At 58.5% G+C, this 26,060-nt stretch carries 26 protein-coding genes and 1 pseudogene; 21 read left to right on the forward strand and 6 right to left on the reverse strand.

Annotation, left to right across the window (positions count from 1 at the left end; all coding sequences use genetic code 11):
• Position 1: 1 nt before the first annotated feature.
• From rplE to rplO, 8 genes are all read left to right on the forward strand, one after another.
• On the forward strand, positions 2-556 hold the full coding sequence (rplE, locus tag HMPREF1206_RS03860; protein ID WP_005509901.1) for a 50S ribosomal protein L5: 555 nt from the start codon (positions 2-4) through the stop codon (positions 554-556).
• A gap of 382 nt (positions 557-938) precedes the next feature.
• Positions 939-1,835, forward strand: coding sequence for a GDSL-type esterase/lipase family protein (locus HMPREF1206_RS03865; protein ID WP_016422070.1), 897 nt, complete (start codon positions 939-941; stop codon positions 1,833-1,835).
• 403 nt (positions 1,836-2,238) lie between these two features.
• Positions 2,239-2,637, forward strand: a complete 399-nt coding sequence (gene rpsH, locus HMPREF1206_RS03870; RefSeq protein ID WP_005509822.1) for a 30S ribosomal protein S8 — start codon at positions 2,239-2,241, stop codon at positions 2,635-2,637.
• Positions 2,638-2,652: 15 nt separating this feature from the next.
• Positions 2,653-3,189 carry a 50S ribosomal protein L6 gene (rplF, locus tag HMPREF1206_RS03875; protein WP_005509895.1) on the forward strand — a complete coding sequence of 179 codons (537 nt, stop codon included), beginning with the start codon at positions 2,653-2,655 and terminating at the stop codon, positions 3,187-3,189.
• Positions 3,189-3,587 carry a 50S ribosomal protein L18 gene (rplR, locus tag HMPREF1206_RS03880; RefSeq protein WP_005510009.1) on the forward strand — a complete coding sequence of 133 codons (399 nt, stop codon included), beginning with the start codon at positions 3,189-3,191 and terminating at the stop codon, positions 3,585-3,587. Before rplF ends, rplR begins: the two co-directional genes overlap by 1 nt.
• 34 nt (positions 3,588-3,621) lie before the next feature.
• On the forward strand, positions 3,622-4,239 hold the full coding sequence (gene rpsE / locus HMPREF1206_RS03885; protein WP_005510059.1) for a 30S ribosomal protein S5: 618 nt from the start codon (positions 3,622-3,624) through the stop codon (positions 4,237-4,239).
• A gap of 5 nt (positions 4,240-4,244) precedes the next feature.
• Complete coding sequence (gene rpmD, locus HMPREF1206_RS03890) at positions 4,245-4,430, forward strand: 50S ribosomal protein L30 (RefSeq protein WP_005509843.1); 186 nt, start codon at positions 4,245-4,247, stop codon at positions 4,428-4,430.
• 7 nt (positions 4,431-4,437) lie between these two features.
• Positions 4,438-4,884 carry a 50S ribosomal protein L15 gene (gene rplO / locus HMPREF1206_RS03895; RefSeq protein ID WP_016422071.1) on the forward strand — a complete coding sequence of 149 codons (447 nt, stop codon included), beginning with the start codon at positions 4,438-4,440 and terminating at the stop codon, positions 4,882-4,884.
• A 103-nt stretch (positions 4,885-4,987) separates the two neighbouring features.
• On the opposite strand, the gene HMPREF1206_RS11440 is transcribed toward rplO, so the two are convergent.
• Together HMPREF1206_RS11440 and HMPREF1206_RS11445 are read right to left on the reverse strand one after the other, a co-directional pair.
• The gene (locus HMPREF1206_RS11440; protein WP_369707171.1) at positions 4,988-6,175 is read right to left on the reverse strand and encodes an aminotransferase class I/II-fold pyridoxal phosphate-dependent enzyme; all 1,188 of its coding nucleotides are present in this window, start codon (positions 6,173-6,175) and stop codon (positions 4,988-4,990) included.
• Positions 6,176-6,184: 9 nt separating this feature from the next.
• Positions 6,185-6,847, reverse strand: a pseudogene (locus HMPREF1206_RS11445) (6-carboxyhexanoate--CoA ligase); the annotation flags it as partial.
• Between the two features lie 347 nt (positions 6,848-7,194).
• Here HMPREF1206_RS11445 and secY point away from each other — a divergent pair.
• From secY to HMPREF1206_RS03915, 3 genes are all read left to right on the forward strand, one after another.
• Positions 7,195-8,532, forward strand: a complete 1,338-nt coding sequence (gene secY / locus HMPREF1206_RS03905) for a preprotein translocase subunit SecY (RefSeq protein WP_042388411.1) — start codon at positions 7,195-7,197, stop codon at positions 8,530-8,532.
• Positions 8,532-9,083 (forward strand): adenylate kinase, encoded by a 552-nt coding sequence (locus HMPREF1206_RS03910; RefSeq protein ID WP_005509947.1) that lies wholly within the window; start codon positions 8,532-8,534, stop codon positions 9,081-9,083. The genes secY and HMPREF1206_RS03910 overlap by 1 nt, the downstream gene beginning before the upstream one ends.
• Before the next feature lie 454 nt (positions 9,084-9,537).
• A complete protein-coding gene (locus HMPREF1206_RS03915) occupies positions 9,538-10,962 on the forward strand; it encodes an HNH endonuclease signature motif containing protein (protein ID WP_231367174.1) in 1,425 nt (474 codons plus the stop codon).
• Between the two features lie 147 nt (positions 10,963-11,109).
• On the opposite strand, the gene HMPREF1206_RS03920 is transcribed toward HMPREF1206_RS03915, so the two are convergent.
• The gene (locus HMPREF1206_RS03920; RefSeq protein WP_016422075.1) at positions 11,110-11,691 is read right to left on the reverse strand and encodes a hypothetical protein; all 582 of its coding nucleotides are present in this window, start codon (positions 11,689-11,691) and stop codon (positions 11,110-11,112) included.
• A 226-nt stretch (positions 11,692-11,917) separates the two neighbouring features.
• Here HMPREF1206_RS03920 and map point away from each other — a divergent pair, with 226 nt between their 5' ends.
• The 9 genes from map (at position 11,918) to HMPREF1206_RS03965 (ending at position 19,920) form a co-directional block, all read left to right on the forward strand.
• Positions 11,918-12,718: a type I methionyl aminopeptidase gene (gene map, locus HMPREF1206_RS03925; RefSeq protein WP_016422076.1), complete on the forward strand. Its 801-nt coding sequence runs from the start codon at positions 11,918-11,920 to the stop codon at positions 12,716-12,718.
• Positions 12,719-13,003: 285 nt separating this feature from the next.
• On the forward strand, positions 13,004-13,225 hold the full coding sequence (gene infA, locus HMPREF1206_RS03930) for a translation initiation factor IF-1 (RefSeq protein WP_016422077.1): 222 nt from the start codon (positions 13,004-13,006) through the stop codon (positions 13,223-13,225).
• Between the two features lie 296 nt (positions 13,226-13,521).
• A complete protein-coding gene (rpsM, locus tag HMPREF1206_RS03935; protein WP_005509836.1) occupies positions 13,522-13,890 on the forward strand; it encodes a 30S ribosomal protein S13 in 369 nt (122 codons plus the stop codon).
• Between the two features lie 3 nt (positions 13,891-13,893).
• Entirely contained in the window at positions 13,894-14,298 is a 405-nt protein-coding gene (rpsK, locus tag HMPREF1206_RS03940) for a 30S ribosomal protein S11 (RefSeq protein WP_016422078.1), read from the forward strand.
• Between the two features lie 24 nt (positions 14,299-14,322).
• Entirely contained in the window at positions 14,323-14,928 is a 606-nt protein-coding gene (gene rpsD / locus HMPREF1206_RS03945) for a 30S ribosomal protein S4 (RefSeq protein ID WP_005509964.1), read from the forward strand.
• A 73-nt stretch (positions 14,929-15,001) separates the two neighbouring features.
• A complete protein-coding gene (locus tag HMPREF1206_RS03950) occupies positions 15,002-16,027 on the forward strand; it encodes a DNA-directed RNA polymerase subunit alpha (RefSeq protein WP_016422079.1) in 1,026 nt (341 codons plus the stop codon).
• Positions 16,028-16,064: 37 nt separating this feature from the next.
• The gene (rplQ, locus tag HMPREF1206_RS03955; RefSeq protein ID WP_016422080.1) at positions 16,065-16,535 is read left to right on the forward strand and encodes a 50S ribosomal protein L17; all 471 of its coding nucleotides are present in this window, start codon (positions 16,065-16,067) and stop codon (positions 16,533-16,535) included.
• Positions 16,536-16,828: 293 nt separating this feature from the next.
• Positions 16,829-17,719, forward strand: a complete 891-nt coding sequence (locus HMPREF1206_RS03960; protein WP_042388414.1) for a tRNA pseudouridine(38-40) synthase TruA — start codon at positions 16,829-16,831, stop codon at positions 17,717-17,719.
• Positions 17,720-17,778: 59 nt separating this feature from the next.
• Positions 17,779-19,920 carry a DUF6541 family protein gene (locus tag HMPREF1206_RS03965; RefSeq protein ID WP_016422082.1) on the forward strand — a complete coding sequence of 714 codons (2,142 nt, stop codon included), beginning with the start codon at positions 17,779-17,781 and terminating at the stop codon, positions 19,918-19,920.
• Between the two features lie 589 nt (positions 19,921-20,509).
• On the opposite strand, the gene HMPREF1206_RS10945 is transcribed toward HMPREF1206_RS03965, so the two are convergent.
• Entirely contained in the window at positions 20,510-21,664 is a 1,155-nt protein-coding gene (locus tag HMPREF1206_RS10945; protein ID WP_016422084.1) for a hypothetical protein, read from the reverse strand.
• Between the two features lie 114 nt (positions 21,665-21,778).
• On the opposite strand from HMPREF1206_RS10945, the gene eccB reads away from it, so the two are divergent.
• A complete protein-coding gene (gene eccB, locus HMPREF1206_RS03975) occupies positions 21,779-23,221 on the forward strand; it encodes a type VII secretion protein EccB (RefSeq protein ID WP_016422085.1) in 1,443 nt (480 codons plus the stop codon).
• On the opposite strand, the gene mycP is transcribed toward eccB, so the two are convergent.
• Both mycP and eccD read right to left on the reverse strand, forming a co-directional pair.
• Positions 23,180-24,418, reverse strand: coding sequence for a type VII secretion-associated serine protease mycosin (gene mycP, locus HMPREF1206_RS03980; protein WP_222865515.1), 1,239 nt, complete (start codon positions 24,416-24,418; stop codon positions 23,180-23,182). The two genes, eccB and mycP, sit on opposite strands and share 42 nt — an antisense overlap.
• Before the next feature lie 14 nt (positions 24,419-24,432).
• On the reverse strand, positions 24,433-25,848 hold the full coding sequence (gene eccD / locus HMPREF1206_RS03985) for a type VII secretion integral membrane protein EccD (protein WP_231367175.1): 1,416 nt from the start codon (positions 25,846-25,848) through the stop codon (positions 24,433-24,435).
• Positions 25,849-26,060: the final 212 nt, after the last annotated feature.

Below are 26,060 nucleotides of genomic sequence, written 5' to 3' on the forward strand. Positions count from 1 at the left end.
CATGAGCGAAAATTACACCCCTCGTCTGAAGGCCCGTTACCGCGATGAGATTCGCGGCAAGATGCAGGAAGAGTTCTCCTACGAGAACGTCATGCAGATTCCGGGCGTCACCAAGGTCGTCGTCAACATGGGCGTCGGCGCTGCTGCTCAGGACAAGAAGCAGATCAACGGTGCTATCAACGACCTGACTCTGATTACCGGTCAGAAGCCGGAGACCCGTCGTGCTCGCAAGTCGATCGCTAACTTCAAGCTCCGTGAAGGCGATGCCATCGGCGCTCGCGTCACCCTGCGTGGCGACCGTATGTGGGAGTTCCTGGATCGTCTGCTGACCGTGGCTCTGCCGCGAATCCGCGACTTCCGCGGTCTGTCTGATCAGCAGTTCGATGGTCACGGTAACTACACCTTCGGCCTGTCTGAGCAGACCATGTTCTACGAGATCGACGTTGACAAGATCGACCGCCCGCGCGGTATGGACATCACCGTCGTGACCACCGCTACCAACAACGAGGAAGGCCGCGCGCTGCTGCGCGAGCTGGGCTTCCCGTTCAAGAAGTAGTTTTGCCTCTTCGGTAGCTTTTGCCTGAAGCCCCGGATGCCGCTTGGCCTCCGGGGCTTTTTGCTGCTCTGTTAACTGCTTATGTTCGTGGGGGAGTGAGGTCGCTGTGCGGGGCCTGCGTAAAAGTTACCAGTGTTGCTGGTGGGAAAGTTGACCCTTTTTGGGGGTTGGAAATTAGTAAAGCCACAAGGTTTCTCAGTTGAAAGTTAGGCGTTTGTGATGATTTCGTTGTAAACTGCCATTCGTCATAGTGACGGCCGCCAAAATGCATTGTGGTCGTTATCAATTTGGGCAAGACTTAAGTGACTTCAGCTTCTGTGTGATTGAGCCAGTGGTTCTACACAGAGCGGTTCTTAAGTTAAAACGCAAAGGGATTAACTACATGAAGAACTTCTCCGTGGCCGTCCGCTCGGCTGCTATTGCAACTGTTGCGGCTCTGGGTCTGAGCTTGGGTGCAGGTGCTGCCAACGCACAGCCGGCACTGCCGGAAATGCCGAACATTCCGATTCCGGGTATCGGCGACACCGGCCCGAAGGGCGTCAAGCAGATCGTCACCTTCGGTGACTCCTTCACCGCTAATGCCGGTAAGGGTGGCCCGCGTGGCCTGGCGCCGGGGCAGAACGTACTGGTCGCCAACTGCGCTACCGACATGGAAAACTGGCCGAAGATCGCAGCTACGAAGCTGAACAAGTCCCTGGGTGACTGGTCCTGTAACGGTCTTGGCGGCTTCCCGGGTCAGCTCCTCGCATACCTGGAAGCTTCCATCCAGTACGGCGACATCGGAGAGGGCACTGAGAAGGTTGTCCTGATGTACGGCGGCATGGACTGGGTCCAGTGGGTTGACGTGGCAGGCGAGCTTGTCGCAAAGCCGGACCCCAAGGCTCCGTCGCTGTTTAAGCAGACGCTGCGTCAGTTCACTGACCGCGTCCACCAGGTTGCTCCGGGCGCTCAGGTCGTCCTGGCTTCGTACCCTGAGTACGCCACTGATGACCAGCTGTGCCTGGTGAACACCCCGAACCAGACCTTCCCGATCCCGGCACCGGGTGCCAGCGAGGTTCAGGGTGCATTCCGTGACAGCATTCGCTCCGCATCTCAGCACGTAGGTGCCGACTTCATTGACGTCTACGAGGCAACCCTCGGCCACGGTACCTGCAACCCGAACCCGGATGAGCGCTTCGTCGCCGGTTTCGCAGATCCGGTGATGGGCCCGATGACCAATCACCCGACGGTGGCTGGCGAAAAGGCTATGGGTAACATCATCGCCGACCAGCTCTACTAATTTTCTCCAGCCGGCACCATGTCGGCTAGGAATTGAGTTCCACTGATAATTGGTGGGGCCTCACGCCGCGAGCGGACTAATGTCCGTCTGCGGCGTTTTTGCATTTCGGTCGGTATTTGTTAGTATCACCAGGTCTGCCCTCTGCAAGAGGTGCGGCAGTAAAAATGTAAGAACTTTGCTGTAGGCCCCTCGCCTCGCATCGTCTCTGGCGTCACCTGGGTGGCGAGCTGACTCGGCTATTGAACCGAGTTGGCGAACAGTAGCCCTTAAATCGCCGGAATCACGATATTGGTAGTCGCTCCATCTTAAGCTTTTGCCGTGTGACAGTTGCTGTTTGTGCGGTCATTGGAGTTAGCCACGAGGTGGGAAGGAACCGCAGCGAGAAAGGAAGCGGTCACTAACCATGACCATGACTGACCCAATCGCCGACATGCTGTCGCGCGTGCGCAACGCTAACAACGCGTACCACGACTCTGTCTCGATGCCGTCGTCCAAGCTGAAGGCTAACATCGCCGAGATCCTCAAGTCTGAGGGTTACATTGCGGACTACGCAGTCGAGGATGCCAAGGTCGGCAAGACCCTGACCCTGAACCTGAAGTACGGCCCGTCCCGCGAGCGTTCAATCGCTGGCGTGCGTCGCGTCTCCAAGCCGGGTCTGCGTGTTTACGCAAAGTCCACTAACCTGCCGAAGGTCCTCGGTGGCCTGGGCGTGGCTATCATCTCCACGTCTCAGGGCCTGCTGACTGACCGTCAGGCTTACGAGAAGAAGGTTGGCGGGGAAGTCCTCGCTTACGTCTGGTAAAGGGGGAACTACACAATGTCTCGTATTGGTAAGAACCCTGTCGTTGTCCCGGCAAATGTTACTGCACAGGTCAACGGCCAGGACGTTTCCGTCAAGGGCCCGAAGGGCGAGCTGTCTGTCTCTATCCCGGCTCCAATTACCGTTGAGCTGAAGGACAATGAGATTGTGGTCAACCGCCCGGATGACCACCGCAAGAGCCGCTCCCTGCACGGTCTGTCCCGTTCGCTGATTAACAATATGGTTGTCGGTGTGACCGAGGGCTACACCATCAAGATGGAAATCTTCGGTGTCGGTTACCGTGTCGCCAAGAAGGGCAAGGACCTCGAGTTCTCCCTGGGCTACTCGCACCCAGTCCTGATCGAAGCACCGGAAGGTATCACCTTCGATGTCGACGGCACCACCAAGCTGTCGATCACAGGTATTGATAAGCAGCAGGTCGGACAGCTCGCAGCTAACATCCGTCGTCTGCGTAAGGATGATCCTTACAAGGGCAAGGGCATTCGTTACGATGGCGAGCAGATCCGTCGCAAGATCGGAAAGACGGGTAAGTAATGAGCAACACCAACGAAAAGCGCCTCCCGGTAGGCAAGGACATCTCGACTCGTCGTCGTGTCGCCCGCGCCCGCCGTCACGCACGCTTGCGCAAGAACGTCCGCGGCACCTCCGAGGCACCGCGCCTCGTCGTGCACCGCTCTTCCCGCCACATCACCGCTCAGGTTATCGACGATTCTATCGGTCGTACCCTGGCAGCTGCTTCCACTCTGGACGCAGATCTCCGTGGCTTCGAGGGCGACAAGAAGGCCAAGAGCGCCAAGGTCGGCGAGTTGATTGCTGCTCGCGCTAAGGATGCTGGCATCGAGAAGGTCGTTTTCGACCGCGGTGGCTACCAGTACCACGGCCGCGTTGCTGCTCTGGCCGAGGCTGCCCGTGAAGGTGGTCTGAAGTTCTAATGCGCACTTACAAGTCCAACGGAAGGAATGCGTGATGTCGGAACGCGATAAGCGCGAAGGCGGACGTAACTCCGCTGACAACAAGAACAACAACCGTCGTGGTGGCCGCGGTAACGACCGTCGCCAGCAGGACGAGCGTTCGCAGTACATCGAGCGCGTAGTAACTATCAACCGAGTTTCCAAGGTCGTCAAGGGTGGTCGTCGCTTCAGCTTCACCGCTCTGGTCATCGTCGGTGACGGCGAGGGCATGGTCGGCGTCGGCTACGGCAAGGCCAAGGAAGTACCGGCAGCTATCCAGAAGGGTGCTGAAGAGGCTCGTAAGAACTTCTTCCGCGTCCCGATGATTGCTGGCACCATCACCCACCCGGTTCAGGGTGAGACCGCTGCTGGCATCGTGCTGCTGCGCCCGGCTGCTCCGGGTACCGGTCTGATTGCCGGCGGCGCTGTCCGCCCGGTTCTCGAGTGCGCCGGTGTTCAGGATGTTCTGTCCAAGTCGCTGGGTACCAACAACTCCATCAACGTTGTTCACGCAACCGTTGATGCTCTCAAGCAGCTGGTTCGCCCTGAAGAGGTCGCCGCACGTCGTGGCAAGTCCCTCGAAGAGGTCACCCCAGCACGTATGCTGCGCGCACGCGCAGGTCAGGGAGCGTGATTTCCATGGCACTGAAGATTACCCAGGTCCGTGGTACCGCTGGTACCAAGCAGAACCAGAAGGATTCGCTGCGCACCCTCGGCCTGAAGCGCATCAACGATTCCGCCGTTCGCCCGGATACTCCGGCTGTGCGCGGTCTCGTGAACGTTGTGCGTCACCTAGTCGAGGTTGAAGAAGTAGCGGGGGAGTAGGTAAACCATGAGCGAACCAATTAAGCTCCACGACTTGGCCCCGGCTCCGGGAGCTAAGAAGAAGAAGACTCGCGTCGGCCGTGGTGAGGCTTCCAAGGGTAAGACCGCTGGTCGCGGCACCAAGGGCACCAAGGCCCGCAAGCAGGTTTCGGCAGCATTCGAGGGTGGCCAGATGCCACTTCACATGCGTCTGCCGAAGTTGAAGGGCTTCAAGAACCCGGCGAAGGTCACCTTCCAGGTGGTCAACGTTTCGGATCTGGAGCGTCTGTTCCCGAACGGTGGCGACGTCACCATCGCCGACCTGGTTGCAAAGGGCGCTGTCCGCGCTAACCAGCCGGTGAAGGTCCTCGGCGACGGCGACATCAACGTCTCCGTCAACGTCACCGCAACCAAGTTCTCGGGCTCCGCAAAGTCCAAGATCGAGGCTGCAGGCGGCTCTGTCACTGAGGCCTAAAGCATTTAAGCTTTAACAAAAGAGCTCTTAACCCAAGTGGTTAAGAGCTCTTTTTGTATTGAAAGGGAGGAAAGGGGAGGGGAGGGCAGCGCAAACCGCCCGCTTACAGCAGGCCGGTGTTGCGCAGAGCCTGCTCCAGTCGGTCGATGTCAGCGTCCGTATGGAGCGCTGTAATGGTCAATCGCAACATTGCCTCACCACGGGGAACCGTCGGGTAGCGAATCGCAGGTATGTACACGCCTAGCTCCGCCAACCGTGCTGAGGCGTCCATCGCTTCGGCTTCGTCGCCGACGGGCAGCGGGATAATCGCAGATGCGGGGTCGGCCTGTGCACCAACCAGGGAGCGGACGCGCGCAATATTACGTTGCAATCGCTTGACGACGTCCCCAACCTCCAACTGCTTCAACGCTGCGCGGATAGCTGCGACAGAACCAGCGTTCATGGACGTTGAGTACACGAAGCTGCGGGCTTGATTGCGTAGTAGTTCGCCAACTGGTGCCGAGCAGAGAACGTATCCTCCTTCGACACCGAGAGCCTTGCTCGCGGTGCCGACCACAATGTCCGGGCTGATGCCCAGGTGCGCTGCAGTGCCACGACCTTGTTCTCCGATAACGCCGACGCCGTGGGCGTCGTCAAGCATCAGCCATGCGTTGCGACGGCGACAGGTGCGCTCGAGTGCCGGGCCGTCGATGACCTCGCCTGACATAGAGAACACGGAGTCGGAGATGACAAGTTTGTGGCGGGCGCTGGATGTTGCGAGGAGACGGTCGAGCGTCTGATAGTCAGCGTGCGGAAAGACCGTGACTTTAGCCCGGGCATTGCGGCATCCGTCAATGATGGAAGCATGGTTGGCGGCGTCGGAGAAGATTTCAACGTCGGCGGTGGCGATGGCTGCGATGGTTGAGTGGTTCGCCTGGTAGCCAGTCGCAAAGAGAACGGCATCGTCGAAACCGAAGAACTGCGCGAGTTCACTTTCAAGTGCGCTGTGGATGCTCGTGCCGGTGGTCAGGCGAGAGCCGCCGGACCCGGTGCCGAAATGCCCAATTGCCTCGATGGCAGCTGAGACGAGTTCAGGGTGCGTGGACAGGCCGAGGTAGTCCGAAGAAGAAAACAATAGATAGTCGGCTCCGTCAATTCGGCTGTGCGGTAGTTGTGCAGTTTCGAAAGTGCGCAGTGTGCGGGCTAGTCCTGCACCGGCCCAGGCCGTGTTCCTTTGGGCGGCGATTGCTGAGAGGTCGCTGCTGAGGCCGGTGGTGTCCGTCGAGGAGCAGGCGTCAGCTGGGAGCTCGATATAGACCGGCGTGTTCTCCAGGTAATCGATCAACTCGGGGATATCGGTGCCGGGTTCAACGATAAAAATGCGAGTACCAAGAGTGCTGCCGTGGTCCTTGATATTGGGGATACGGTGAAAGATTCCGTCCAGTGCGAGATAGCCACGCGTGTAAAAGGGATCGTCGGAGAGGCAGATTTCTGCGACGATGCCCGGGGCGCTGTGAACCTTGGATGCGAGGATGAGCGCCTCGTGAAAATGGTCCTTGGCACAGTCCTTGCTGGGGTGTGAGATGGCATCAAAAGTGGAAACCCGTACACCGCGGGCTGGGTTTGGGTCGAGCCGCTCACCGGAGGAGGCATCGATAAGAGCGGCGCCGCGAAGACCCGTGAGTGAATAGGCCATCTCGACGGCGATATCGGCGGCCTCTATACCTGCAGCGTGTAGGCGTTGAGTAATGAGCTTGCGGGCGTCCGCAGGGCTGGAGTTCGACTCTAGAAAGGGCACTAACGCCGGCACGGTGCTGATGGTCGACTCTTCGATCTTGTCCACAGTGATGTGAATTGTGTCGGGACGACCCTTGTCGTGGTGAAGTGCACGGCTAGTCATAGCAGAAGCCAGCTGAGGTAGTTCGGTGGCCGGTGCAAGACGCTCAGCGCCAGAGATATGGCAGCCATCGGCGCTGGAGCGCATGCGAATGCTGTAGGTACTCACAGAGCAAAACTTTAACACTGTTCAAGTTTTGTTTGAGAAGGTTGGGTGGAGCACATGAGAGGGCGGGGGCTCAGAGGGGATGAGCGCTGGAATCGTCGTCAAGCGAAAAGAGGTGATTGACGGGGCGCTGTACTAACGGTGATATAGAGGCGTATTGCGACGATATGGAGAAACGCTGGTAGACTCACTACGTCAAATACTGTCAATTAAAGGTTTGAGGAATACGTCATCCGCGTTGCTTAACTAAAACGGAAGACTGCTGGCGGACAAGCGGGTAAGTCTTTCGGGAAAAGCGTGGGAGAAGCGGATTTCTTGACCTCGGGAGGATGCACGTGGCTTCCGGTCTCATTGCGGCGTTGCGCGATCCCGATTTGCGTAAGAAGATCTTCTTCACTCTGACGATGATCATTCTGTACCGAATCGGCTCGCAGATTCCAAGCCCTGGTATCGACTACCAGTTGGTCAACGCGCAGCTCGAGCAGATTTCGAAAGATCAGTCCAGCGTTTACTCGCTGATCAACCTGTTCTCAGGTGGCGCTCTGCTGCAGATGGCGATTTTCGGCATCGGCATTATGCCGTACATTACGGCCTCGATTATCGTCCAGCTGCTCACGGTGGTGATTCCACACTTCGAGCAGTTGAAGAAGGAAGGGCAGTCGGGTCAGACGAAGATGACCCAGTACACCCGCTACCTCACAGTAGCGTTGGCGTTGCTGCAGTCTGCGGGCATTGTGGCCATGGCAGACCGTGGCGCCCTGCTGGGTGGCTCGCAGTCGCTGCTGGTCAAGGATGCGGGTGTCTTTGACCTCGTGGTGATGGTCGTTGTGATGACCTCCGGTGCCGTGCTGGTCATGTGGATGGGTGAGCTCATCACTGACCGAGGTGTCGGCAACGGTATGTCGCTGCTGATTTTCTCCGGTATCGCCGCTGGTATGCCGGCACAGGGCGCGAACATTCTGCGCTCCACTACCGGTGTCGTGTTCGCCACCGTGATCGTTGCGGTGCTGATTCTCATCATCGGCGTTATTTTCATTGAGCAGGGACAGCGCCGTATTCCGGTGCAGTACGCAAAGCGCATGGTTGGTCGTCGCCAGTACGGCGGATCTTCCACCTACCTGCCGCTGAAGGTGAACCAGGCCGGTGTTATCCCGGTCATCTTCGCGTCCTCGCTGATTTACGTGCCGGTTCTGATCACCCAGATCGTTCAGTCCGGTCAGTCGAATCCGAACATGGACAACTGGTGGCAGCGCAATGTCATTCAGTACCTGCTGGCGCCGTCCAGTTGGCAGTACATTCTGCTGTTCTTCCTGATGATCATCTTCTTCTCCTTCTTCTACACCTCCGTGCAGTACGACCCGCACGAGCAGGCGGAGAACATGAAGAAGTACGGCGGATTCATTCCGGGCTTCCGCCCAGGGCGTCCGACTGCTGAATACCTGTCCTACGTCCTGATTCGCCTGCTGACTGTCGGCTCGCTGTACCTGGCGCTGATTGCTGTTCTGCCAAATGTCGCTCTTGATATGGGGCTTGGCGACGCGAACTCCGGTACAGGCGGTATGTTTGGAGGTACAGCCCTGCTGATTCTGGTCAGTGTTGCGCTGACGACGGTCAAGCAGGTTGAAAGCCAAATGATGCAACGTAACTACGAAGGGTTCTTGAAGTAATGCGACTCGTACTTGTAGGTCCTCCCGGTGCAGGCAAGGGCACTCAGGCAGCTATCCTCTCGGAGAAGCTCGGTGTCCCGCACATTTCCACCGGTGACCTGTTTCGCGCAAACATCGGTGAAGGCACTCCGCTCGGCATTGAGGCGAAGTCCTACATCGACGCCGGCAACCTTGTTCCGGACGACGTGACTGTGCGTATGGTCGAGTCCCGTCTGAATGAGGACGACGCTGCCAAGGGGTTCCTGTTGGATGGCTTCCCGCGCACTGTTGGTCAGGCAGAAGAGCTGAAGCGTCTGCTGTCCAACCTCGGCACTGAGCTGGATGCGGTCGTACAGTTCGACGTTTCTGAGGATGTCGTAGTCGAGCGCATGCTGGCCCGTGGTCGCGCAGACGACACTGAAGAGGTCATCCGCAACCGCATGCATGTGTACACCAATGAGACCGCTCCTTTGCTGGATTACTACTCGGAGAAGATCATCAAGATTGCCGCCGAGGGATCCGTTGAGGAGATTAACGAGCGCACGATGGCTGAGCTGGAGAAGCTGAACTAAGCTTCTGGCGTGTTGGTAATTGGTGCTCTGGCAACTTTGCGTTGGTCGGGCCGCTGGGTTTGACCTGTAGTAGATGGTTATTGAAGCCGCCCTTTCGAACCGTTGAGGTTTGGAAGGGTGGTTTTTGTGTTGAGTGGGCTCGGGAAGGGGCCTAGTTGGCTTGAATGGTGTGGAGCTAAAAGGGAAAAGAAATACGAAAAAGAGTATTGACGTACCCGAATGGGTGTGCGATATTTGTATGCAGTAGGGGATAGTTAGGGAAGTAAAAGCGAAAGCGATTTCTAGGGGATTCGAGGGGAGGGGAATGATGCGACCTAATCAACCGCAAGGTCAGGAGCCGTCAAGGGGGCTGAATCAAGCACTGTCGGTGTCGCAGATACTAGACTTGATAACTCAATTCGAAGCTCTGTCTCGGTTAGTTGTGGAGAGCTTCGGTGATTTATCACCAGTTCATATGCGAGACGCCTATGCATTGGTTGAGAGGGCTCGGAAGCGCCTAGCCATAGTTGACGCGGAGTACTTGGCGGCGCTTGCGCCGGAGATACCTTCATCGAATCACCGGAAAGTTGCCTGGCTGGCGGAAGAGTCTCATATTTCCCGTGCGGAGGCTCGTCAGCGAATTAGTTGTTTAGGGCGGCTCCGGAAGGAAGCGGAGCCTTTTTCGTCGAAAAGCGATGATGAAAGAATGCCTGCTCTGCGGGACAAGGTATCCGAAGGGGTCGTAGGGGCGGATGCGGTTCAAAAGATTGATAAAGCTGTCAAAGATCTCCCGAAGTCAGAACATGCGCGGGTGGCGCAGGCCTTGGATGAGCATGCCAGTGAGGTTGTGACACAGGTGCGTGTCGACGACTTGGGTGCGCTGTCACATCGACTGCGGGCGATGTTGGGATTGGATGACCCATATACGGATGAGGACAGACAGCGGCTGCGGGGAGTGAAGGTCGGGCCACAACGAGCCGACGGTATGAGTCGGTTGACGGGGCTGATTACGCCGCACTTCGCGGCGATGCTGAAGAGGTTGCAGGCTGACTACGGGCGGCCGGGTGGACTCTTGGAGGAAGGCGCTAAGGATGAGCGCGCTCCAGAGCAGCGGTTTCATGATGCACTTGAGGCTGCGGTCGATGCCGGTTTTGGGATAGGTGCGACCTTAAAGCCGGTGCGGGGCACCACGTCGGTTGTCACTGTCGCCCATATTTCGGATATCGCGAAAATAGCGGGCGTAAAGCTGCAAGGCACGGATGGTTGGAAGCTGCCGGGGGCGGGGAAAGCAATCAGCGATGGTGGTGTGCGAATGTCAATCGCTGAGGCGATCGAGAAGGTTGTGGCCGGAAATTCATTCTTGCAGGTTTTGGGAGACAAGGGGCAGAGTCTGTTTCTTGGCCGAGCGCAGAGACTAGGGACGATGGCCCAGTACCTTGCGCTGTGCGGCGAGGAGGGCGGATCTTCCGCGCCGGGCAAAGCTACGCCACCGGCTATGTGCGATATGCATCATATTGAGTCCTGGGCGAGGGGCGGGGCAACGGACATTTCAAATCTGACATTTGTTGACCCCGGTACGCATCGAAAGATTGATGACAGTCGGTCGAATGACAAATCCTGGTGGACGTTGCGGCCGGATGAGTGTGAAGGGGAGCCTGTCGAAACGGAACGGGTGGTGTGGATTGAGCCAGGAAAAGACCGAAAGACGAATGATTCATCGGAAGGGGGCAACAGGAATTCGAATCAAGATTCAAACGCTTTTGATAACCCAGGACGTTGGTTGCGGCGAATACTTCGGCAAAAAGGGGCGAAGCGTAACCAAGGCGATAAGGATGACGCTGACCCCAACGGTGCGGGCGGGTGCGGTGCGGACGTGGATGACGAAGGGGGCGGGCGATAGTGAGGCGTAGGGGTAACGCTGGCGGGAGGTGAAGACTCTTCTGGGGGCGAGTACAGCAGAAGCGCTCCGACCGTAGCGAAATCAGAGCGTTACGGCAGCGGAGCGGTGATGCTGAGTGAGTTCCCTGGATTGAACTGCAGGTTGGGGCTACTGGAAGTCCTGAATGATTTCGTCGATAAGGGGCTGTGCGGCCTCGGCATCAATATTCGCGAAAACAAACTCCTGGTAGATGCGGTTATCCTCGTCGATGACCATAACGAAAGGGGAGCCCTTGTTGACGCCGCTAAATGCGTGCTTGCCGGGTAGCTCGTATGGCACGTAGTTCTCGACGGACTCAGCCTTTTCATTAATCCGGCTGACAGTGGCCGGGTCCTCGGCCGTACTGAGCATCGCAGTGCCGCCGTCGCCAACAGCCATTACGCAGGTGAAGCCATGTACGCTCTCGCTGCCAAAAATGACGGGTTTAGAGTCATCCGACTCGACGCAGCTGCCAACCGCTTCCTTAACAGCATCAGGAGTGAAATTCTGGATTGACTCAGGCAGTGCAGAGGTGCCCATGAAACCCGAGGTGCTTCCAGGGGCCTCCGGCGATTCCGAGGCAGGGGAAGTGGAAGGGACAGTCGGCGCTGGCGACGGTTCGGGGTTGCTTGAGCATGCGCCAATCAGGAAAAGCGAGCTGGCAGCAATAACAACGCCACCAATCTGCGTGGACTTCAACAGTGAATGCATGCCAGTTATCGTAGGGCAGCTCATCTTTGGGTGTAAATTGCTCGGAAGTGGTAGCAATCCGATTGCGGATTAACTGTCACGAATGAACATCCATAAAAATTCCCATGCAACGCGATGCAAAAATGCATGAAGCAAAGTGCTGGCTGGGGTAGCGGTGCCTTCGTAGGTGGTGGGATGCGGCTAGCCGGTGGCTATTTTCTGAGTCAGAGTAGACTCAACCAGCGTGATGAGTTTTCGACGCCGCCGTAAAGTAGTTCCTGCCCGCACCGAGGGAGAGCTGGATGCGATGCAAGCGGCCGGCGAGATCGTCGGTCGTGCATTGCTAGCCTGCCGAGATGCCGCTAAGCCAGGGGTGACCACGGCGGATCTCAATGAGATTGCGCATCAGGTCATTACCGATGCGGGTGCAACGCCATCTTTCCTTGGTTATGAAGGTTTCCCGGCATCTATCTGTGCATCCGTGAATGAAGTTATCGTCCATGGCATTCCGTCCTCGGCCACAGTTCTATCCGAAGGTGACCTGGTCTCGATTGACTGTGGCGCAATTTTGGACGGTTGGCACGGCGATTCGGCACTGACTTTCGGTGTCGGAAAGCTGAGTGAAGATGTCGAAAAACTAAACATCGCGACGTCGGAGGTCCTCGCCGAAGGTATTAAGGCCATGGTGCCGGGTGCTCGCCTCACCGATATTTCATATGCGCTTGAAACGGCCACCCGTGAGGCTGAACTGCGCCACGATATTGAACTCGGCATCGTCGATGGCTACGGCGGGCACGGCATCGGGCGCGAGATGCACATGGATCCCTTCCTCCCCAACGAAGGCAAAGCAGGCAAGGGCCCCCGCATCGTCGAAGGCTCCGTGTTGGCCATCGAACCGATGCTCATTCTCGGCGGCGAGTGGGGTAGCGATGAGCTTGACGACGGCTGGACGGTCGTCAGCGCTGATCGAATGCCGGCGTCCCATTGGGAACACACAGTTGCCGCCACGGCGGACGGCCCCCGTATTTTGACTCCTCGATATGAATAACTAGTGCGTGAGAGGCCACGCGAAAGGTCAGAATATTGCCACTTGAGACGCGATGGCCTCTGTCCCCGTGGGGTGAATCCGCCTGCCGTCGCTTGCAGGCGGCCCCAGAGTGGTCGTATTTGGTAAAAAACGCAGGTCGCGTGTAAAGTTGGGCGATGGTGTGGGCGCAGTGTCGCTGCAGTGATGATTATCTCTGCGCGCAACTGCTAAAACACCAGGCAGAGTAGAGATTTCCCAACTGGTGCCGGGGTTGTCCCGGGTATCCACCAGAGAGACGTGGAGGACATGGCTAAAAAGGAAGGCGCAATTGAGGTTGAGGGCCGCGTCGTCGAGCCCTTGCCGAACGCGATGTTCCGAGTGGAGCTGGACAACGGGCACAAGGTGCTCGCCCATATCAGTGGCAAGATGCGCCAGCACTACATCCGTATTCTCCCGGAAGACCGAGTCGTAGTGGAGCTTTCTCCGTACGATCTCGAGCGTGGGCGAATCGTCTACCGCTACAAGTAAATTGACCGGACCACTGTTGGTAGTGGTTATGGGCTTATTTACTAACTAGACAGAAACTCCACCGTCCTAGCTGCTTCTGGTGACGGCCGCGTGATGTTGAGACCTGGTGTCTCAACAGTTCGGCGCGGTGGTTCTTTATGAAATCTTTTCCACAGAAGTAAGCGAGAATACCTCCGGCAACGGTGGCTGGAGCCTTTCTATAACACCTGCGCGACTCGGCGTCCGACCGAGTAGGCCTGGTCTGGGAAGGATGGCAGTGGAGTAAACCACCGCATCAACCGGAAGGAAATTGCCGTATGGCACGCCTTGCTGGAGTTGACCTGCCACGTAACAAGCGTATGGAGGTCGCTCTTACCTACATCTATGGCATCGGCCCCGCCCGTGCTAATGAGCTGCTGGAGAAGACCGGCATCTCTCCGGATCTGCGCACCGACGCTCTCACCGATGAGCAGGTTGCTGCGCTGCGTGACGTGATTGAAGCTACCTGGAAGGTCGAGGGTGACCTCCGCCGCCAGGTTCAGGCTGATATCCGCCGCAAGATTGAGATTGGTTCCTACCAGGGTCTGCGCCACCGTCGTGGCCTGCCGGTCCGTGGTCAGCGCACGAAGACCAATGCTCGTACGCGTAAGGGTCCGAAGAAGACGATCGCCGGAAAGAAGAAGTAAAACATGGCAGCTCCGAAGTCCGCACGCGGCCGTCGTACCGGCCGTCGCGTTGTAAAGAAGAACGTGGCTCAGGGCCACGCATACATCAAGTCCACCTTCAACAACACCATCGTGTCCATCACGGACCCGAAGGGCGCTGTTATCTCGTGGGCCTCCTCTGGTCACGTCGGTTTCAAGGGCTCTCGTAAGTCCACTCCGTTCGCTGCTCAGATGGCCGCCGAGAACGCTGCTCGTAAGGCCATGGAGCACGGTATGAAGAAGGTTGACGTTTTCGTTAAGGGTCCGGGTTCGGGCCGCGAAACCGCCATCCGTTCCCTCCAGGCCGCTGGCCTTGAGGTGTCCTCGATCTCGGATGTGACCCCTCAGCCGCACAACGGCTGCCGTCCGCCGAAGCGTCGTCGCGTCTAGGAATAGGGTAAGGAGAGAACAGAAATGGCCCGTTATACCGGTCCCGCAACCCGTAAGTCCCGTCGTCTCCGCGTCGACCTCGTCGGTGGCGACATGAACTTTGAGCGTCGTCCCTACCCTCCGGGGCAGGCTGGCCGCGCTCGTATCAAGGAGTCGGAGTACCTGCTCCAGCTCCAGGAGAAGCAGAAGGCACGTTTCACCTACGGCGTGATGGAGAAGCAGTTCCGTCGCTACTACGCCGAGGCTCACCGTCGTCCGGGCAAGACTGGCGATAACCTCGTCGTCCTGCTGGAGTCGCGTCTCGACAACGTTGTCTACCGCGCTGGTCTGGCTCGTACCCGTCGCCAGGCTCGTCAGCTGGTTTCCCACGGCCACTTCACCGTTAACGGTAAGAAGATTAACGTGCCGTCCTTCCAGGTAAGCCAGTACGACATCATCGACGTGCGCCCGAAGTCGCAGAAGATGATTTGGTTCGAAGAGGCACAGGAGAACCTGGTCGACGCTGTCGTCCCGGCATGGCTTCAGGTTGTTCCTGAGTCCCTGCGCATCCTCGTGCACCAGACCCCGGAACGCGCACAGATCGACATTCCGCTTCAGGAACAGCTGATCGTCGAGTTCTACTCGAAGTAATAACCAACTTCGCTTGCATCCATTCATTCCCTATGGCGTCATATAGCGGTCGCCACCTGGAGGATTTTCGAAAATGCTCATTTCCCAGCGCCCAACGCTGACTGAGGACTACATTGATTCCTCTCGCTCCCGGTTCGTTATCGAGCCGCTGGAGCCGGGTTTCGGTTACACCCTCGGTAACTCCCTTCGTCGTACGTTGCTGTCGTCCATTCCGGGCGCTGCAGTCACCAGCATCCGCATTGACGGTGTGCTGCACGAGTTCACCACTATCCCGGGCGTGAAGGAAGATGTCTCCGACATCATCCTGAACATCAAGGGTCTGGTGCTCTCGAGCGAGTTCGATGAGCCGGCTACCGTTTACCTGCGTCGCGAAGGTGCAGGCGCGGTGACCGCTGCAGACATTGAGTGCCCAGCAGGTGTGGAGATTCATAACCCGGATCACCACATTGCTACTCTCAATGATTCCGGTCGCTTGGATATTGAGATGATCGTTGAGCGTGGTCGTGGCTACGTGCCGGCGACCCCGAACTCCGGTGGCGAAATCGGCCGCATTCCGATGGACCAGATTTACTCGCCAGTTCTGAAGGTCAGCTACAAGGTGGAGGCTACTCGTGTTGAGCAGCGCACCGACTTCGACAAGCTGATCATCGATGTCGAGACCAAGAACTCGATCACCGCCCGCGACGCGATGGCGTCGGCAGGCAAGACTCTGGTTGAGCTGTTCGGTCTGGCACGTGAGCTGAACGAGGCTGCTGAGGGCATCGAGATTGGCCCGAGCCCGCGCGAGGCTGAGGATGTCGCTGCGTACCAGACTCCGATTGAGGATCTGGACTTCTCTATGCGCTCCTACAACTGCCTCAAGCGTGAGGAGATCCACACTGTCGGTGAGCTCGCTGCTCGTACCGAGTCGGATCTGCTGGATATCCGCAACTTCGGTGACAAGTCCATCAATGAGGTCAAGGAGAAGCTCGCTGAGCTTGGCCTCGCTCTGAAGGATTCCCCGAACAACTTCGACCCGGCTGCTGTCGCTGATTTGGACGCTGCCTCGGGCGATGACGCTGACTGGACTGATGGCGCAAGCGCTGGCTACGACGAGTAGTTCACCGACGCGACTTCATTAAAACGAGGAGATACCTATGCCTACCCCTAAGCAGGGTTCCCGTCTCGGCGGCTCCGCTTCGCACCAGAAGAAGATTCTGGCCAACCTCGCGAAGCAGCTCATCGAGCACGGCAAGATTAAGACCACCGACACCAAGGCCAAGCTGCTGCGTCCGTACGTTGAGAAGCTGATCACCAAGGCAAAGCGCGGCACTCTCGCAGATCGCCGCAACGTTGCAAAGCTGCTTAACGACAACTACGCAGTTAAGAAGCTGTTCGACGAGATCGGTCCGCAGTTCGCTGATCGCGACGGCGGCTACACCCGCATCATCAAGCTGGGTAACCGCAAGGGCGACAATGCCCCGATTTCTCTGATCGCTCTGGTTGAGGAAGAGACCGCAACTGCTGAGGCAACTCGCGCAACTCGCGCTGCTGCTTCCAAGCAGGCTGAAGAGGCAAAGGCCGAAGAGGCTGAGGCTACTGAGGCTGAGGCTGCAGAGGAGGAGTAATTCCCCTCGCTGACGGCTTCTGACCGTCACAGCTTTGAACCCCCGTTGAGCAGTTCATATCTGAACGCTCTTCCGGGGGTTCTTTGTGCTTGACGACGGTGCATAGCGCCCGACTCCAGTTCTGCCTCCGGTTACACCGACGGATTACGCACCAACATTGAGAGCAATACGGAGACCCTGCGGTGGAAACTGCTGATTATCTAATCCGGGGTCCCGGCTACAATCTGTTAACCGTGACATCACTTACTCCAACGACTCCGGATACCCCGTGCGATTCTCCCGATCGAGCCGCTATGGGGAGCACCGACTCCGACCTGGTTCGGTTGCGTTTTGACATTGCCTATGACGGGACCGATTTCCATGGTTGGGCTGCTCAGCGCGATAAGCCTACTGGAGAACCGGTGCGGACTGTGCAGGCGACGTTGGAATCCACTTTGGAGAAGGTGTTGCGCACTCCCGTGCAACTGACTGTGGCCGGTCGTACAGATGCCGGTGTTCATGCCTCCGGGCAGGTGGCTCACGCAGATGTTCCTGTCTCCTGTTTAGACACACGTTCTATCGCAGGGGACCCGAGTAATTTGGTTCGTCGTGTAGCGCGACTATTGCCCGCGGACGTGACGCTTCGGGGCACCTCGTTTGCGCCCCCGGGTTTCGATGCCCGCTTTTCCGCGTTACGTCGGCACTATGTCTATCGCGTCACTAGTTGCGTCAGTGGCCCGCTTCCTACCCGTGCTCGCGATACGGCCCACTGGCGGCGGTCAGTGGACATCAACCGCATGCAGGTGGCGGCTGATGCCCTACTGGGGCTCAATGACTTTGCCGCTTTTTGTCGACACAAGCCACATGCGACGACCACTAGAGATCTACAGCGGTTCCAGTGGTTCGACGTATCTACGCGGGAAGAACCAGAGCTGTACGAGGCCCATGTGACTGCCGACGCGTTCTGCTGGTCTATGGTGCGCTCACTGGTTGGGGCCTGCCTTAGTGTCGGTGAGGGGCGACGTGCGGTTGGATTCACTGAACAGTTGTTGAGTGAAGGGAAGCGTTCCCCGTTGGTCCCGGTGGCAGAGGCGCGTGGGCTCAGCCTGGTAGGTGTTGATTACCCCGGCGATGCTGATTTGGCGGCCAGGGCGGAGCAGACCCGCGAGCGTCGTGATGCCCGGACAGATGGGGACGAGGCTTAAATGTACAAGCTCTCGGTAATATTCCCTGAAGAAAGTGACCGTAGGAGGAGTGTTCGGTAGTGGTGTGGGCAATTGTTAGCTTGGTTGCGCTGCTCGTAATCCCCGGCGCTGTTGTAGTGAGAGCCAGCGGCGTTCGTACTCCGTGGGCGCTGGCCCTCGGTCCTGCGGTGACGTTTGGTATCGCAGGTACCGCAGGGTGGGCGCTCGGCGCTATCGAAGTGCGCTTCACCTTGGTCAGTGCGTCTATCTGCTGGGCCGTGACACTACTTCTCGCGCTTTGCTGGAGTGGCGGCAGCGCTTTGATTCGGCGGCGGCGCGGTAGTGTCGATCGCTCAGTGTCGGCCGAGACGCAGCCGCCCGCCGCAAGTCGATGGCGCGAGTTGGGCTATGGGCTAATCGCAAGTATCGGAGTCATCATCGCAGCGGCGGTTCTCACGTGGACCGCTATCGGCCGCATCGCTTCAATGTCCGAGGGGATGGCGACCATCCAGCAAGGCTGGGACACACTCTGGCATGCAAGTGTGCTCCGTTCGATTACGGAAGACGGCATGGCCTCGGCCACTAGAATGGGCGAGATTCAGAATGTGGAAACTCAGGCGGTGTCCTACTATCCCGCCGCATGGCATGCGTTCGGTGCGCTTTGGATATTGATTGTCCGTCTACCAATCACCGAGGCGGTCAATTACCTCGGCATTATCATTCCGGCCGTGACCATACCCACGGCGGCTGCGGCGCTGACCTGGCGAATTATTGATCGCCGAAAGCTGTCCACCGCCGTTGCTGCGGGGGTTGCGGCGCTTGTTTCCGCAGCGCTTCCGGTATTGATGCCCGTCGGGGTCTTCGTGGGGGCCTGGCCGTACCAGGTCTCGATTGCGCTAGCGATTACCGTTTTTGCCTTTGTTACGTCGCTCCCACACGCACCTCAGCGCATCTTGAGCGCTGCGCTTTCGATAATCGGTATCGGAGAGCTCCATCCGGCATCGGTGCCTACAGTCGTTATGCTCGGTGCAATTTGGTGGTTGTGCTACCGCCTGCCGCGTCCCGCGCATCCTGAACTGGGTGCGGTTCGCGCCAAGCTTTACGACGTCGCGGTGATTGCAGCCGCCTTTGTGCCAGCAGTGGCAGTACTACTGCCGCAGTGGCTTACGGGAACTTCTCAGACCGAGGATGTGCGCGCGGTTAGCGCTGAAGTAGACGACCTCGATCGTTTCGATGCGTGGTATCGAGGCGCCACAATGCTGACCCGCCACACTGAGGAATTCCGGCCGTTCTGGCCAATCATCATCCTCGGTTTCATCGGGATGGCGTTTTTGGTTTTCGCGGATACTTCGCGCCGACGGGTGTGGGTAGTACCGGCCTGGTTTGTTTCGGTGTTGATGACGACCCACGCGCTCAATCATTTTGGTGGCGTGCCGGGCGATATTCTCGCGCTGTATACGGATCTTCACTATTCGACGCCTCACCGGTTGGTGATGGTCACCGCGTACCTGTATTCCGCGCTTGCGGGTATCGCCGTTGCGTGGGGCTGCGCGTGGGCGGCTCGAATTAGTGAGTCAAAAGTGCCATCGACGGGGCGAGTTCTGGGGTTGAGCTTAGCGACGGTGAGCTCTGCTGTACTTGTGGTCTATGGAGTGGCGTCTAATGCTAGCGCTGCGGATTTCGCCTACAAGAGCCCTAGGGAATGGCAAATCATTTCCAAGGCTGACTTAAAGGCATTTGATTGGTTGGCCGAGCAGCCGGAGGCACATAAGTACCGCACGTTTACCAATCCGCCGGAGGGGTCCAGCTGGATGTACGCTCGCAATGACTTGCCGGTAGTGTTCCCGCACTATGATTGGCCAGTGGCGAATAAGTGGACTGCTACCTCAATGCTGTATTGGCACGCTGATTACCTCGGTTTTCCAGACCCCGATCGGCCGGATGGGGTGAACGATGTCGATCGCTCAGCCCGAAAGCTGAACGTGGGATTCATCTATTTGTCACCCCCGGGTATTTGGGATTCCAAGGAGGATTTAGAGTTTCCTGGTGAAGGGCTCTGGGTAGCTCCAGGGGTAACCCCTGTTTATCGAGATAGGGAAGTAACTATCTTCGCCTTCAATGACGTGATTACGCCAGAACGCATCGACGAGATGCGAGCTAGTTCTCCGGAAGTAATTCCTCCCTCGGCTACTAGGGGATGGAGCGATGGTCGGGTAGGTTAGGACACCATGCGGATGAATAAATTTATGGCAACGATCGCAGCCGGTGTGATGATGACTTTCGCGCTGGCCGGATGTGGAGACGACGAGCCGGCTAAGCCGGAAGTCTCGAATCGCTCCGTCAGTTCTTCCGCAAAGACTAAATCCTCGACTCCGCCGAAGCCGACTGAAGAGTCGACGACACCGACAAAATCAGAGACGCCGACGGAAACTCCTGCAATCACCCAGGTCAATGATGCGGATTACACCCCGGCGGACGGCCCAAATACTCGACTCTTTCAGTTGGAGGATGGCACGACACGCTGCTTCCTCAACGATCTGAGCGGTGACGCCTACTTGGCCTGCCAGGTGAATCTTGCCAATCCTCCGATGGTCGATGACGGCACGGGAAACAAGGTTCCCGCCAATGCTGTGTCCTGGAACCCGGGGGGAGTTACTTACGAGGTCCTTACGTTCCCGCCGGCGGGTGAGATGAAGACGCTGCCAGCGAATTCTCAGTTGAGCGCATTCGGTTACAACTGCGCGGCCTATGGCCCGTCTACTCTGGAGTGCTCGGGACCAGCGGGCGCTGCCACTATCGACAATGGCAATGTCACTGGTGCACAGATGCCGAAGGAGGATGTGCCTCCTGCAGCAGGCGGTCAGCCGGGTGGCCAAGAAAATGGCGCTCCGAATGACCCGGCGCAGCAGGGGGAGCCTGACGGCTCCCAGGCGCCGGGCGGTCTGCCAGATTTGGGTGCGTTGATTCCGGGACTAAACCGCTAGTTGCCCGCATAGCTAGTGGCTGCAATTCATCGGTAGTGCGGGCGGTAGATAGCGTCCAGGTGAATTCGCCCATCGCCAGTCGAGGGCACGAAGCTGGCATTTCCGCTGCTGCTGCCGTGGGCGAACCTGTACGACTGACCTCGATGATTCTCGCGATTCCAGTACACAGGTCGGGCTCATACTCTTCGACAACAACCACATCGACGGTGTCGTCTCCAGCTCGAGCGAGAAGTACTGCGCCCAGATCAAGAGCCACAGTATAGAAATGTGGACGGGACGTGCGAATCCCGACTCGATAGCCGAGCGAGAGCATTCCGATGAGCAGCTCACAAATGTCCTGATTGCCGCAGTCGACCTCCAATCGGGGGACGTTCGCGGGACACATTGTGATGGTTTGTCCACTGCTCCCGGCTCCTATGACCTGCGCCGGACCATTAGTGATAGCGATGTCACGTTGTCGGCTTAACCACAGGTGCGGTTTGCGTCCCAACGCCGCCACATGATGAGAGCGTCCAGTGCGGCGCAGCTGCACGACCTCCGCAGAGCTCTCAGTCAGAGCACATTCCGGTGCCGTCAATCGCCGTGCGCGAATACCAAGGGTTCCCAGCCGGTGGATGAGGAAGCGTAGGGCTTGGTCAGCGGAGGCTTCCACCGGAAGAGTTGCCACCAGATGTGTCCAGGGTTCAGGGGCTGTGCCGGAGCGCTCGGCTGCTCGGAAGTAGCGGTGCGCATGCTCTCCGCGGACTTCCGGCGCAATGTGATAAAAGCACAGCGCATCCAGGGTCACTGGGCTGTCGTCGGCAAGCGAGACGATATCCGCAGCGCTTAGCTGGCTTCGCAGGCCTGGTGTGAGACGTAGTCCGATGAGTTGTCCTGGTTCGGTGCGTCGCAGGCGGTCACGAAGGCTGCGGCCGCGCACAGGGACATGCGCGCCTGCAGTGATGGTTATTGCTGTAATGAGTAGCCACAATGACAATGGCATGTGAAAATCCCCCCAATATGTTCCCCACTAAAATTCCCCTGGTCGCACAGTAGCGCGGCCTGGCTTACTCTGCAGGGTAGAGATTATTTGGGGGAATAGTTTTGGGGGAAACTCATGCCACGTACGCCGACTACGCCTAGCCAGGTCAGCGGTCATCGATTCTTGATTCGTCGGATTGAGCACGCGCTTGTGCGTGCGGATTCGCGAATGCTGCACGATCCTCTGCGCACGCGTACGCGAGCACTGTTTATCGGCTGTGCGCTGGTGGTTTTACTGGCCGCCGGCACTGCGGTGCTGTCGTTGGTGCGGCCGCAGGGCGGTTCGAGCTCCAATGAGCAGCTGATTGTCGTATCGGGGTCGGAGGGCCTGCATGTACGTGTCAATGGTCGATTGCATCCAGTCGCGAATCTCGCATCGGCGCGGTTAATTTTGGGCAATCCTGCTGAGCCGAAGCGGGTGCGCAGTAGCGAGTTGGACAAAGAGGACATCAGTTTTGCTGTCGGGATTGAGGGCGCACCAGCAGTTCCGGCCGCGCCGGCAGGCTCTGGTGCCTCGGGAGCTGCCAAGAGGGGCAGTGCAGGTGCGCCGGAGTTGGCACTGTCTTTATGCGAGCGGACGGTGCAAGACCTCGGGCAGCCGTGGATTGTTGCAGAGTCGCTTGCGCGTCTTGAAGAAGTCCGTGCGGAACCGCAGCAGCTTACCCGAACCCACTCGGACAGTGCCGTCGTTGCCGATGGCCAAAACCTCTGGCTGATTACGCAGGGCTACCGCTCGCGGCTGGATGTCAACCACCCGGAGCACGCCGCTGTTTCTCGAGCGCTGGGGTTGGAACGCGCCGCAGTCCGGCCTGTCAGCCCTGCGTTGCTCAGAACGATTCCGGAGGTTCCGATTCTGGCCGCGCCAGCAATCCCGAACCGCGGCGCACCCACGCACTTCGCCGCTCCATTCGACACAGTCGGCAATGTGGTTGAGGTCGGGCAGCGGCGCGTTATCGTGCTTGACGACGGTGCCGCGATTCTCTCCCCGGTGCTAGGAGAGCTATTAGCTGCGCATAGCCCAGTTCTGCAGGCCAGTGAGGGGCAGCTGGCGGCAGTTCCCGTTGCGAATGCGCCAGCAGTCCCGGGGCTACCTGAAAAGCCGCTGACGTTTGCCGATGCTGATGGCTGGTTGTGTGCCGGCCGGATAGCAGGACGGCCGCAAGCTCTCGTGCAGTGGTCGCAGCATGCTCCGGAGGGGCGGCACGTGGATTACCCGCATGCCGACGGTTCGGGTGCGGCCGTCGACGGTTTCGTGGATGGTCGCAGCCGTGAGCGCAGCTCGATTGCAGTAAGCGTAAATGGGGCCGTACACGTCATTTCTCCAGAGGGGATGCGCTTTGCTGTGCACGATCGCACGACGTTGGCCGCCCTCGGGTTTAATGCATCAACCAATGCCGATAGCGGTGGCACGCGACCAGTGGACTGGGAAGTGCTGGCCGCGCTGCGTGGAGGCCCTGAGCTGAGTAAGCAGGCGGCGCTAGGGCCGCTGTCTGGGACGCGAGAGCAGCCAGGCACCTAGGCCCAGCGCGCATATCAGGAGCAAACCAGTCGCCCGGAGCGGTGCATTGCGCTCCTGCGAAGAAAGCAGATTCGGCGGAGCCGGTGCGGTAGCGGGATTGGCGTCGTGCTGCGCGGCGGTGTCCACAGTGGTCCAAATCAGAGCGTCATACGGTGCAATGATGCCGCGACCAAGGCCGAGGTCGGAACTAATTGGGCTCGCGGAATTAAGGATGATGTCGCGAACCTGTGCTGGGGAAAGCTCTGGGTTTCGTGCCAGCAGCAGGGCAGCCGTTCCCGACACGGCTGGCGTGGCAAAACTGGTGCCGTCGATTTGCTGAGCTCGGGTGTTATCCCCGGACCCGAACACGTGGCGGTCTATGAGGCCGGTAGGGGTGCGCGGATCGGGACCGAGTACGGGACCGCCGGGAGCGGAGACATTGACCCATTGTCCCGTGATTGCATACTCCGCGGGTTGTGCTTGGCCAGCATCGTCGAACTGTACTGCTGATACTGCGATTACCTCCGGCAGGACTGCGGGCCACGCTACGGATCCGGCCTGACAACTATCGCCCTTATTTCCTGCCGCTGCGACCACTACTGCGCCTGAGATTTCCGCACGTGCGACGCTTTCGGCAACATCTGTTGCACCTTGGGGCATTACACCTGCCGGGGCACACGATGTGAGCGAGATATTGATAACCCTCGCGCCCTCCGCGACGGCCCTGTCGATAGCTTGTGCCAGCGACTCCAAATTGCCTTCGCCATCGGCCGTTTGTCTTATCGACAACACGTGCGCGTCGGGCGCCAGTCCCGCGAAACCATCGGCACCGGGCCGGCCTGCAATAATGCCGGCTACTAGAGTTCCGTGACCGTCGCAGTCTACGAACCCACTGTCGCCGTCGACAAAATCGCCACCGTCGAGAACCTCGCCCAGGCGCTCATTGGGTGAGACCCCGGTATCGATCACCGCCACCGTAATCCCCGCACCCGTCGTCAGTTGCCATGCTTGGCGAAACCGAAGAGTTTTTTCGATCACTGTCGGTTCACGCAGTGCGCTTTCCGACGACAGCATCGTGGCCACGCAGTCCTGGCTGTTCTGGGCAGCCGCTATTGGGGCGATGCCCGACGGTGCTACTGCGGTGGCCGCCGTCAACGTGGAGATAAGCACTGTGGAAAGGGCGGTCGTGGCGGTGAGACGGGTTTTTATGGCATTCATGAAAAGTGGGTTTTTCACTGGAAGAACCCACTTACGAACTCAGGGAATTCGGCAATGATGGCCGCAATGGGCAGAAGGACGGCGATGCTGCAGGCCTCGGTTAGCTCAGCTATGCGGCGCGTTGTAGGTGAGATGCGTGACGCTGGAAATGCGGCTAAGGCGGTGGCTGCAAGCATTGGGACGACAAGGCCAGCGGAAACTGGCCAATTGCCTTCGAACCACTGTTGAAAGGCGACAGCCACAATGACGGCAAGACCAGCTAAAGCAGTGCAGGTGGAAGCTACTTTCCGGGCTTGGCCACGGGAGTGAATTGCACAAAAGACTATGACAGCAGCAGCCATGCCCAGAGGCCACCACCTGTTCGCATAGGCTCCGGAGAAAAGAACCACCAGGGTGAAGATGCTGAGACTTCCGGTGCCACTGCAGAGGATGCCGTCGAGAATCCAACCCGCTCGCTTAGGTGCGGTGTGGGATATTTCGGGAGTTTCGCTGTCATCGAAGCTCTCTCCGGCGGCAGGGACTTTGGGTACGCGAATACCGGCAGCCTTGATAGCCAGGGAAGGTGCCAGCAGTATCAGGATGACTGCACTAGCAGCGGTGAGTGCTCCTGATTGAACCGAGTTCTGGAAAAGTGCGACAGCCGCAGCGTAAATACCGAAGGTAACTGCAGCGCTGAGACCCGCGGCGCCCAGGGTAACAGTGATGCGGTTGTCGCCGTCGTCGGTATTGGAAATGAGAAAAACCAAACCGGTGACGGCAAGCGCGACGCTAATCGCAGCAGTCGGCGGCCAGTCGGTGAGTATGCGGTGTAGGTCGAGGCCGACGAAGCAGAGCCCCGAAGCGGTGCCCAGAATGAGCACTTGCAGCTCCAGGGACATGACAATCGCCGGTTTTGCGCTACGCAACAGAGCCAGGCGCAGTCCACCGGCTACTGCCAGCAGCGCGATGAAGCTGATTGCCGCGGCCAGTGTGGAATCGGTACTGCTCAAGCTCAGTGAGGCAGCTGCAATTGAAGCTGTGGCCACGAGGGCGGCGGTACAGCCAACAACCAAATCAGCCGTACCGATACCGTCGGTATAGGTGGTGTCGGTAATAGCATCGGCGGCATCGAAGAGCCGAGGTTTGGGCACGGGCCCTGGGTCGTTGATAACAACCAGGCGTTCGCCTGGCGCAATACCGGCATCGTTCAGGGTGTCGTCGGCAAGCAGTATCGTGCCAGCGGCGGTCCGTAGCTGCCACTGTGCCAGCGGGAAGTCCGCAATGTCGATATCGAAAATTTGCAGGATATCCGGTACGAGTGCGGCGATTGCGACGTTGGTCGGTAACGCAAGGTCTGCGTGTGCTCGGTTGGTGTCTTCGGGCATGTGTGCGGCATCAATGCGCACGCGAATGAGTTCCCCCAGCATGTATTTCCCCCATGAATTCTGCATGCTTTAGTCCCTCTAGAGTGGCGTACAACTCGTTAGAGCGCTACTCGGGGTAGTAACTGCGCGTGCCCCCGCTATCAGTTTCGGCCATGCGCTGCGAGAATCCGGAGTGTGTTTTAAGCTATGTGCACACCGATTGGTCGGGGGATTGGCCGTCGAGTGAACACAAGGGGCGACACATAGCGGGGGGATTTTTGTGACTAGTGCACGGGCGG

Source organism: Corynebacterium sp. HFH0082 (genome assembly GCF_000411235.1).
Lineage (GTDB): Bacteria > Actinomycetota > Actinomycetes > Mycobacteriales > Mycobacteriaceae > Corynebacterium > Corynebacterium jeikeium_D.

Bases quoted from the DNA above. Each gene is read 5' to 3' on its own strand.
- rplE (WP_005509901.1), top strand. From the start codon at position 2: ATGAGCGAAAATTACACCCCTCGTCTGAAGGCCCGTTACCGCGATGAG.
- HMPREF1206_RS03865 (WP_016422070.1), top strand. From the start codon at position 939: ATGAAGAACTTCTCCGTGGCCGTCCGCTCGGCTGCTATTGCAACTGTT.
- rpsH (WP_005509822.1), top strand. From the start codon at position 2,239: ATGACCATGACTGACCCAATCGCCGACATGCTGTCGCGCGTGCGCAAC.
- rplF (WP_005509895.1), top strand. From the start codon at position 2,653: ATGTCTCGTATTGGTAAGAACCCTGTCGTTGTCCCGGCAAATGTTACT.
- rplR (WP_005510009.1), top strand. From the start codon at position 3,189: ATGAGCAACACCAACGAAAAGCGCCTCCCGGTAGGCAAGGACATCTCG.
- rpsE (WP_005510059.1), top strand. From the start codon at position 3,622: ATGTCGGAACGCGATAAGCGCGAAGGCGGACGTAACTCCGCTGACAAC.
- rpmD (WP_005509843.1), top strand. From the start codon at position 4,245: ATGGCACTGAAGATTACCCAGGTCCGTGGTACCGCTGGTACCAAGCAG.
- rplO (WP_016422071.1), top strand. From the start codon at position 4,438: ATGAGCGAACCAATTAAGCTCCACGACTTGGCCCCGGCTCCGGGAGCT.
- secY (WP_042388411.1), top strand. From the start codon at position 7,195: ATGCACGTGGCTTCCGGTCTCATTGCGGCGTTGCGCGATCCCGATTTG.
- HMPREF1206_RS03910 (WP_005509947.1), top strand. From the start codon at position 8,532: ATGCGACTCGTACTTGTAGGTCCTCCCGGTGCAGGCAAGGGCACTCAG.
- HMPREF1206_RS03915 (WP_231367174.1), top strand. From the start codon at position 9,538: ATGCGAGACGCCTATGCATTGGTTGAGAGGGCTCGGAAGCGCCTAGCC.
- HMPREF1206_RS03920 (WP_016422075.1), bottom strand. From the start codon at position 11,691: ATGCATTCACTGTTGAAGTCCACGCAGATTGGTGGCGTTGTTATTGCT.
- map (WP_016422076.1), top strand. From the start codon at position 11,918: ATGAGTTTTCGACGCCGCCGTAAAGTAGTTCCTGCCCGCACCGAGGGA.
- infA (WP_016422077.1), top strand. From the start codon at position 13,004: ATGGCTAAAAAGGAAGGCGCAATTGAGGTTGAGGGCCGCGTCGTCGAG.
- rpsM (WP_005509836.1), top strand. From the start codon at position 13,522: ATGGCACGCCTTGCTGGAGTTGACCTGCCACGTAACAAGCGTATGGAG.
- rpsK (WP_016422078.1), top strand. From the start codon at position 13,894: ATGGCAGCTCCGAAGTCCGCACGCGGCCGTCGTACCGGCCGTCGCGTT.
- rpsD (WP_005509964.1), top strand. From the start codon at position 14,323: ATGGCCCGTTATACCGGTCCCGCAACCCGTAAGTCCCGTCGTCTCCGC.
- HMPREF1206_RS03950 (WP_016422079.1), top strand. From the start codon at position 15,002: ATGCTCATTTCCCAGCGCCCAACGCTGACTGAGGACTACATTGATTCC.
- rplQ (WP_016422080.1), top strand. From the start codon at position 16,065: ATGCCTACCCCTAAGCAGGGTTCCCGTCTCGGCGGCTCCGCTTCGCAC.
- HMPREF1206_RS03960 (WP_042388414.1), top strand. From the start codon at position 16,829: ATGGGGAGCACCGACTCCGACCTGGTTCGGTTGCGTTTTGACATTGCC.
- HMPREF1206_RS10945 (WP_016422084.1), bottom strand. From the start codon at position 21,664: ATGCCATTGTCATTGTGGCTACTCATTACAGCAATAACCATCACTGCA.
- eccB (WP_016422085.1), top strand. From the start codon at position 21,779: ATGCCACGTACGCCGACTACGCCTAGCCAGGTCAGCGGTCATCGATTC.
- mycP (WP_222865515.1), bottom strand. From the start codon at position 24,418: ATGAATGCCATAAAAACCCGTCTCACCGCCACGACCGCCCTTTCCACA.
- eccD (WP_231367175.1), bottom strand. From the start codon at position 25,848: ATGCAGAATTCATGGGGGAAATACATGCTGGGGGAACTCATTCGCGTG.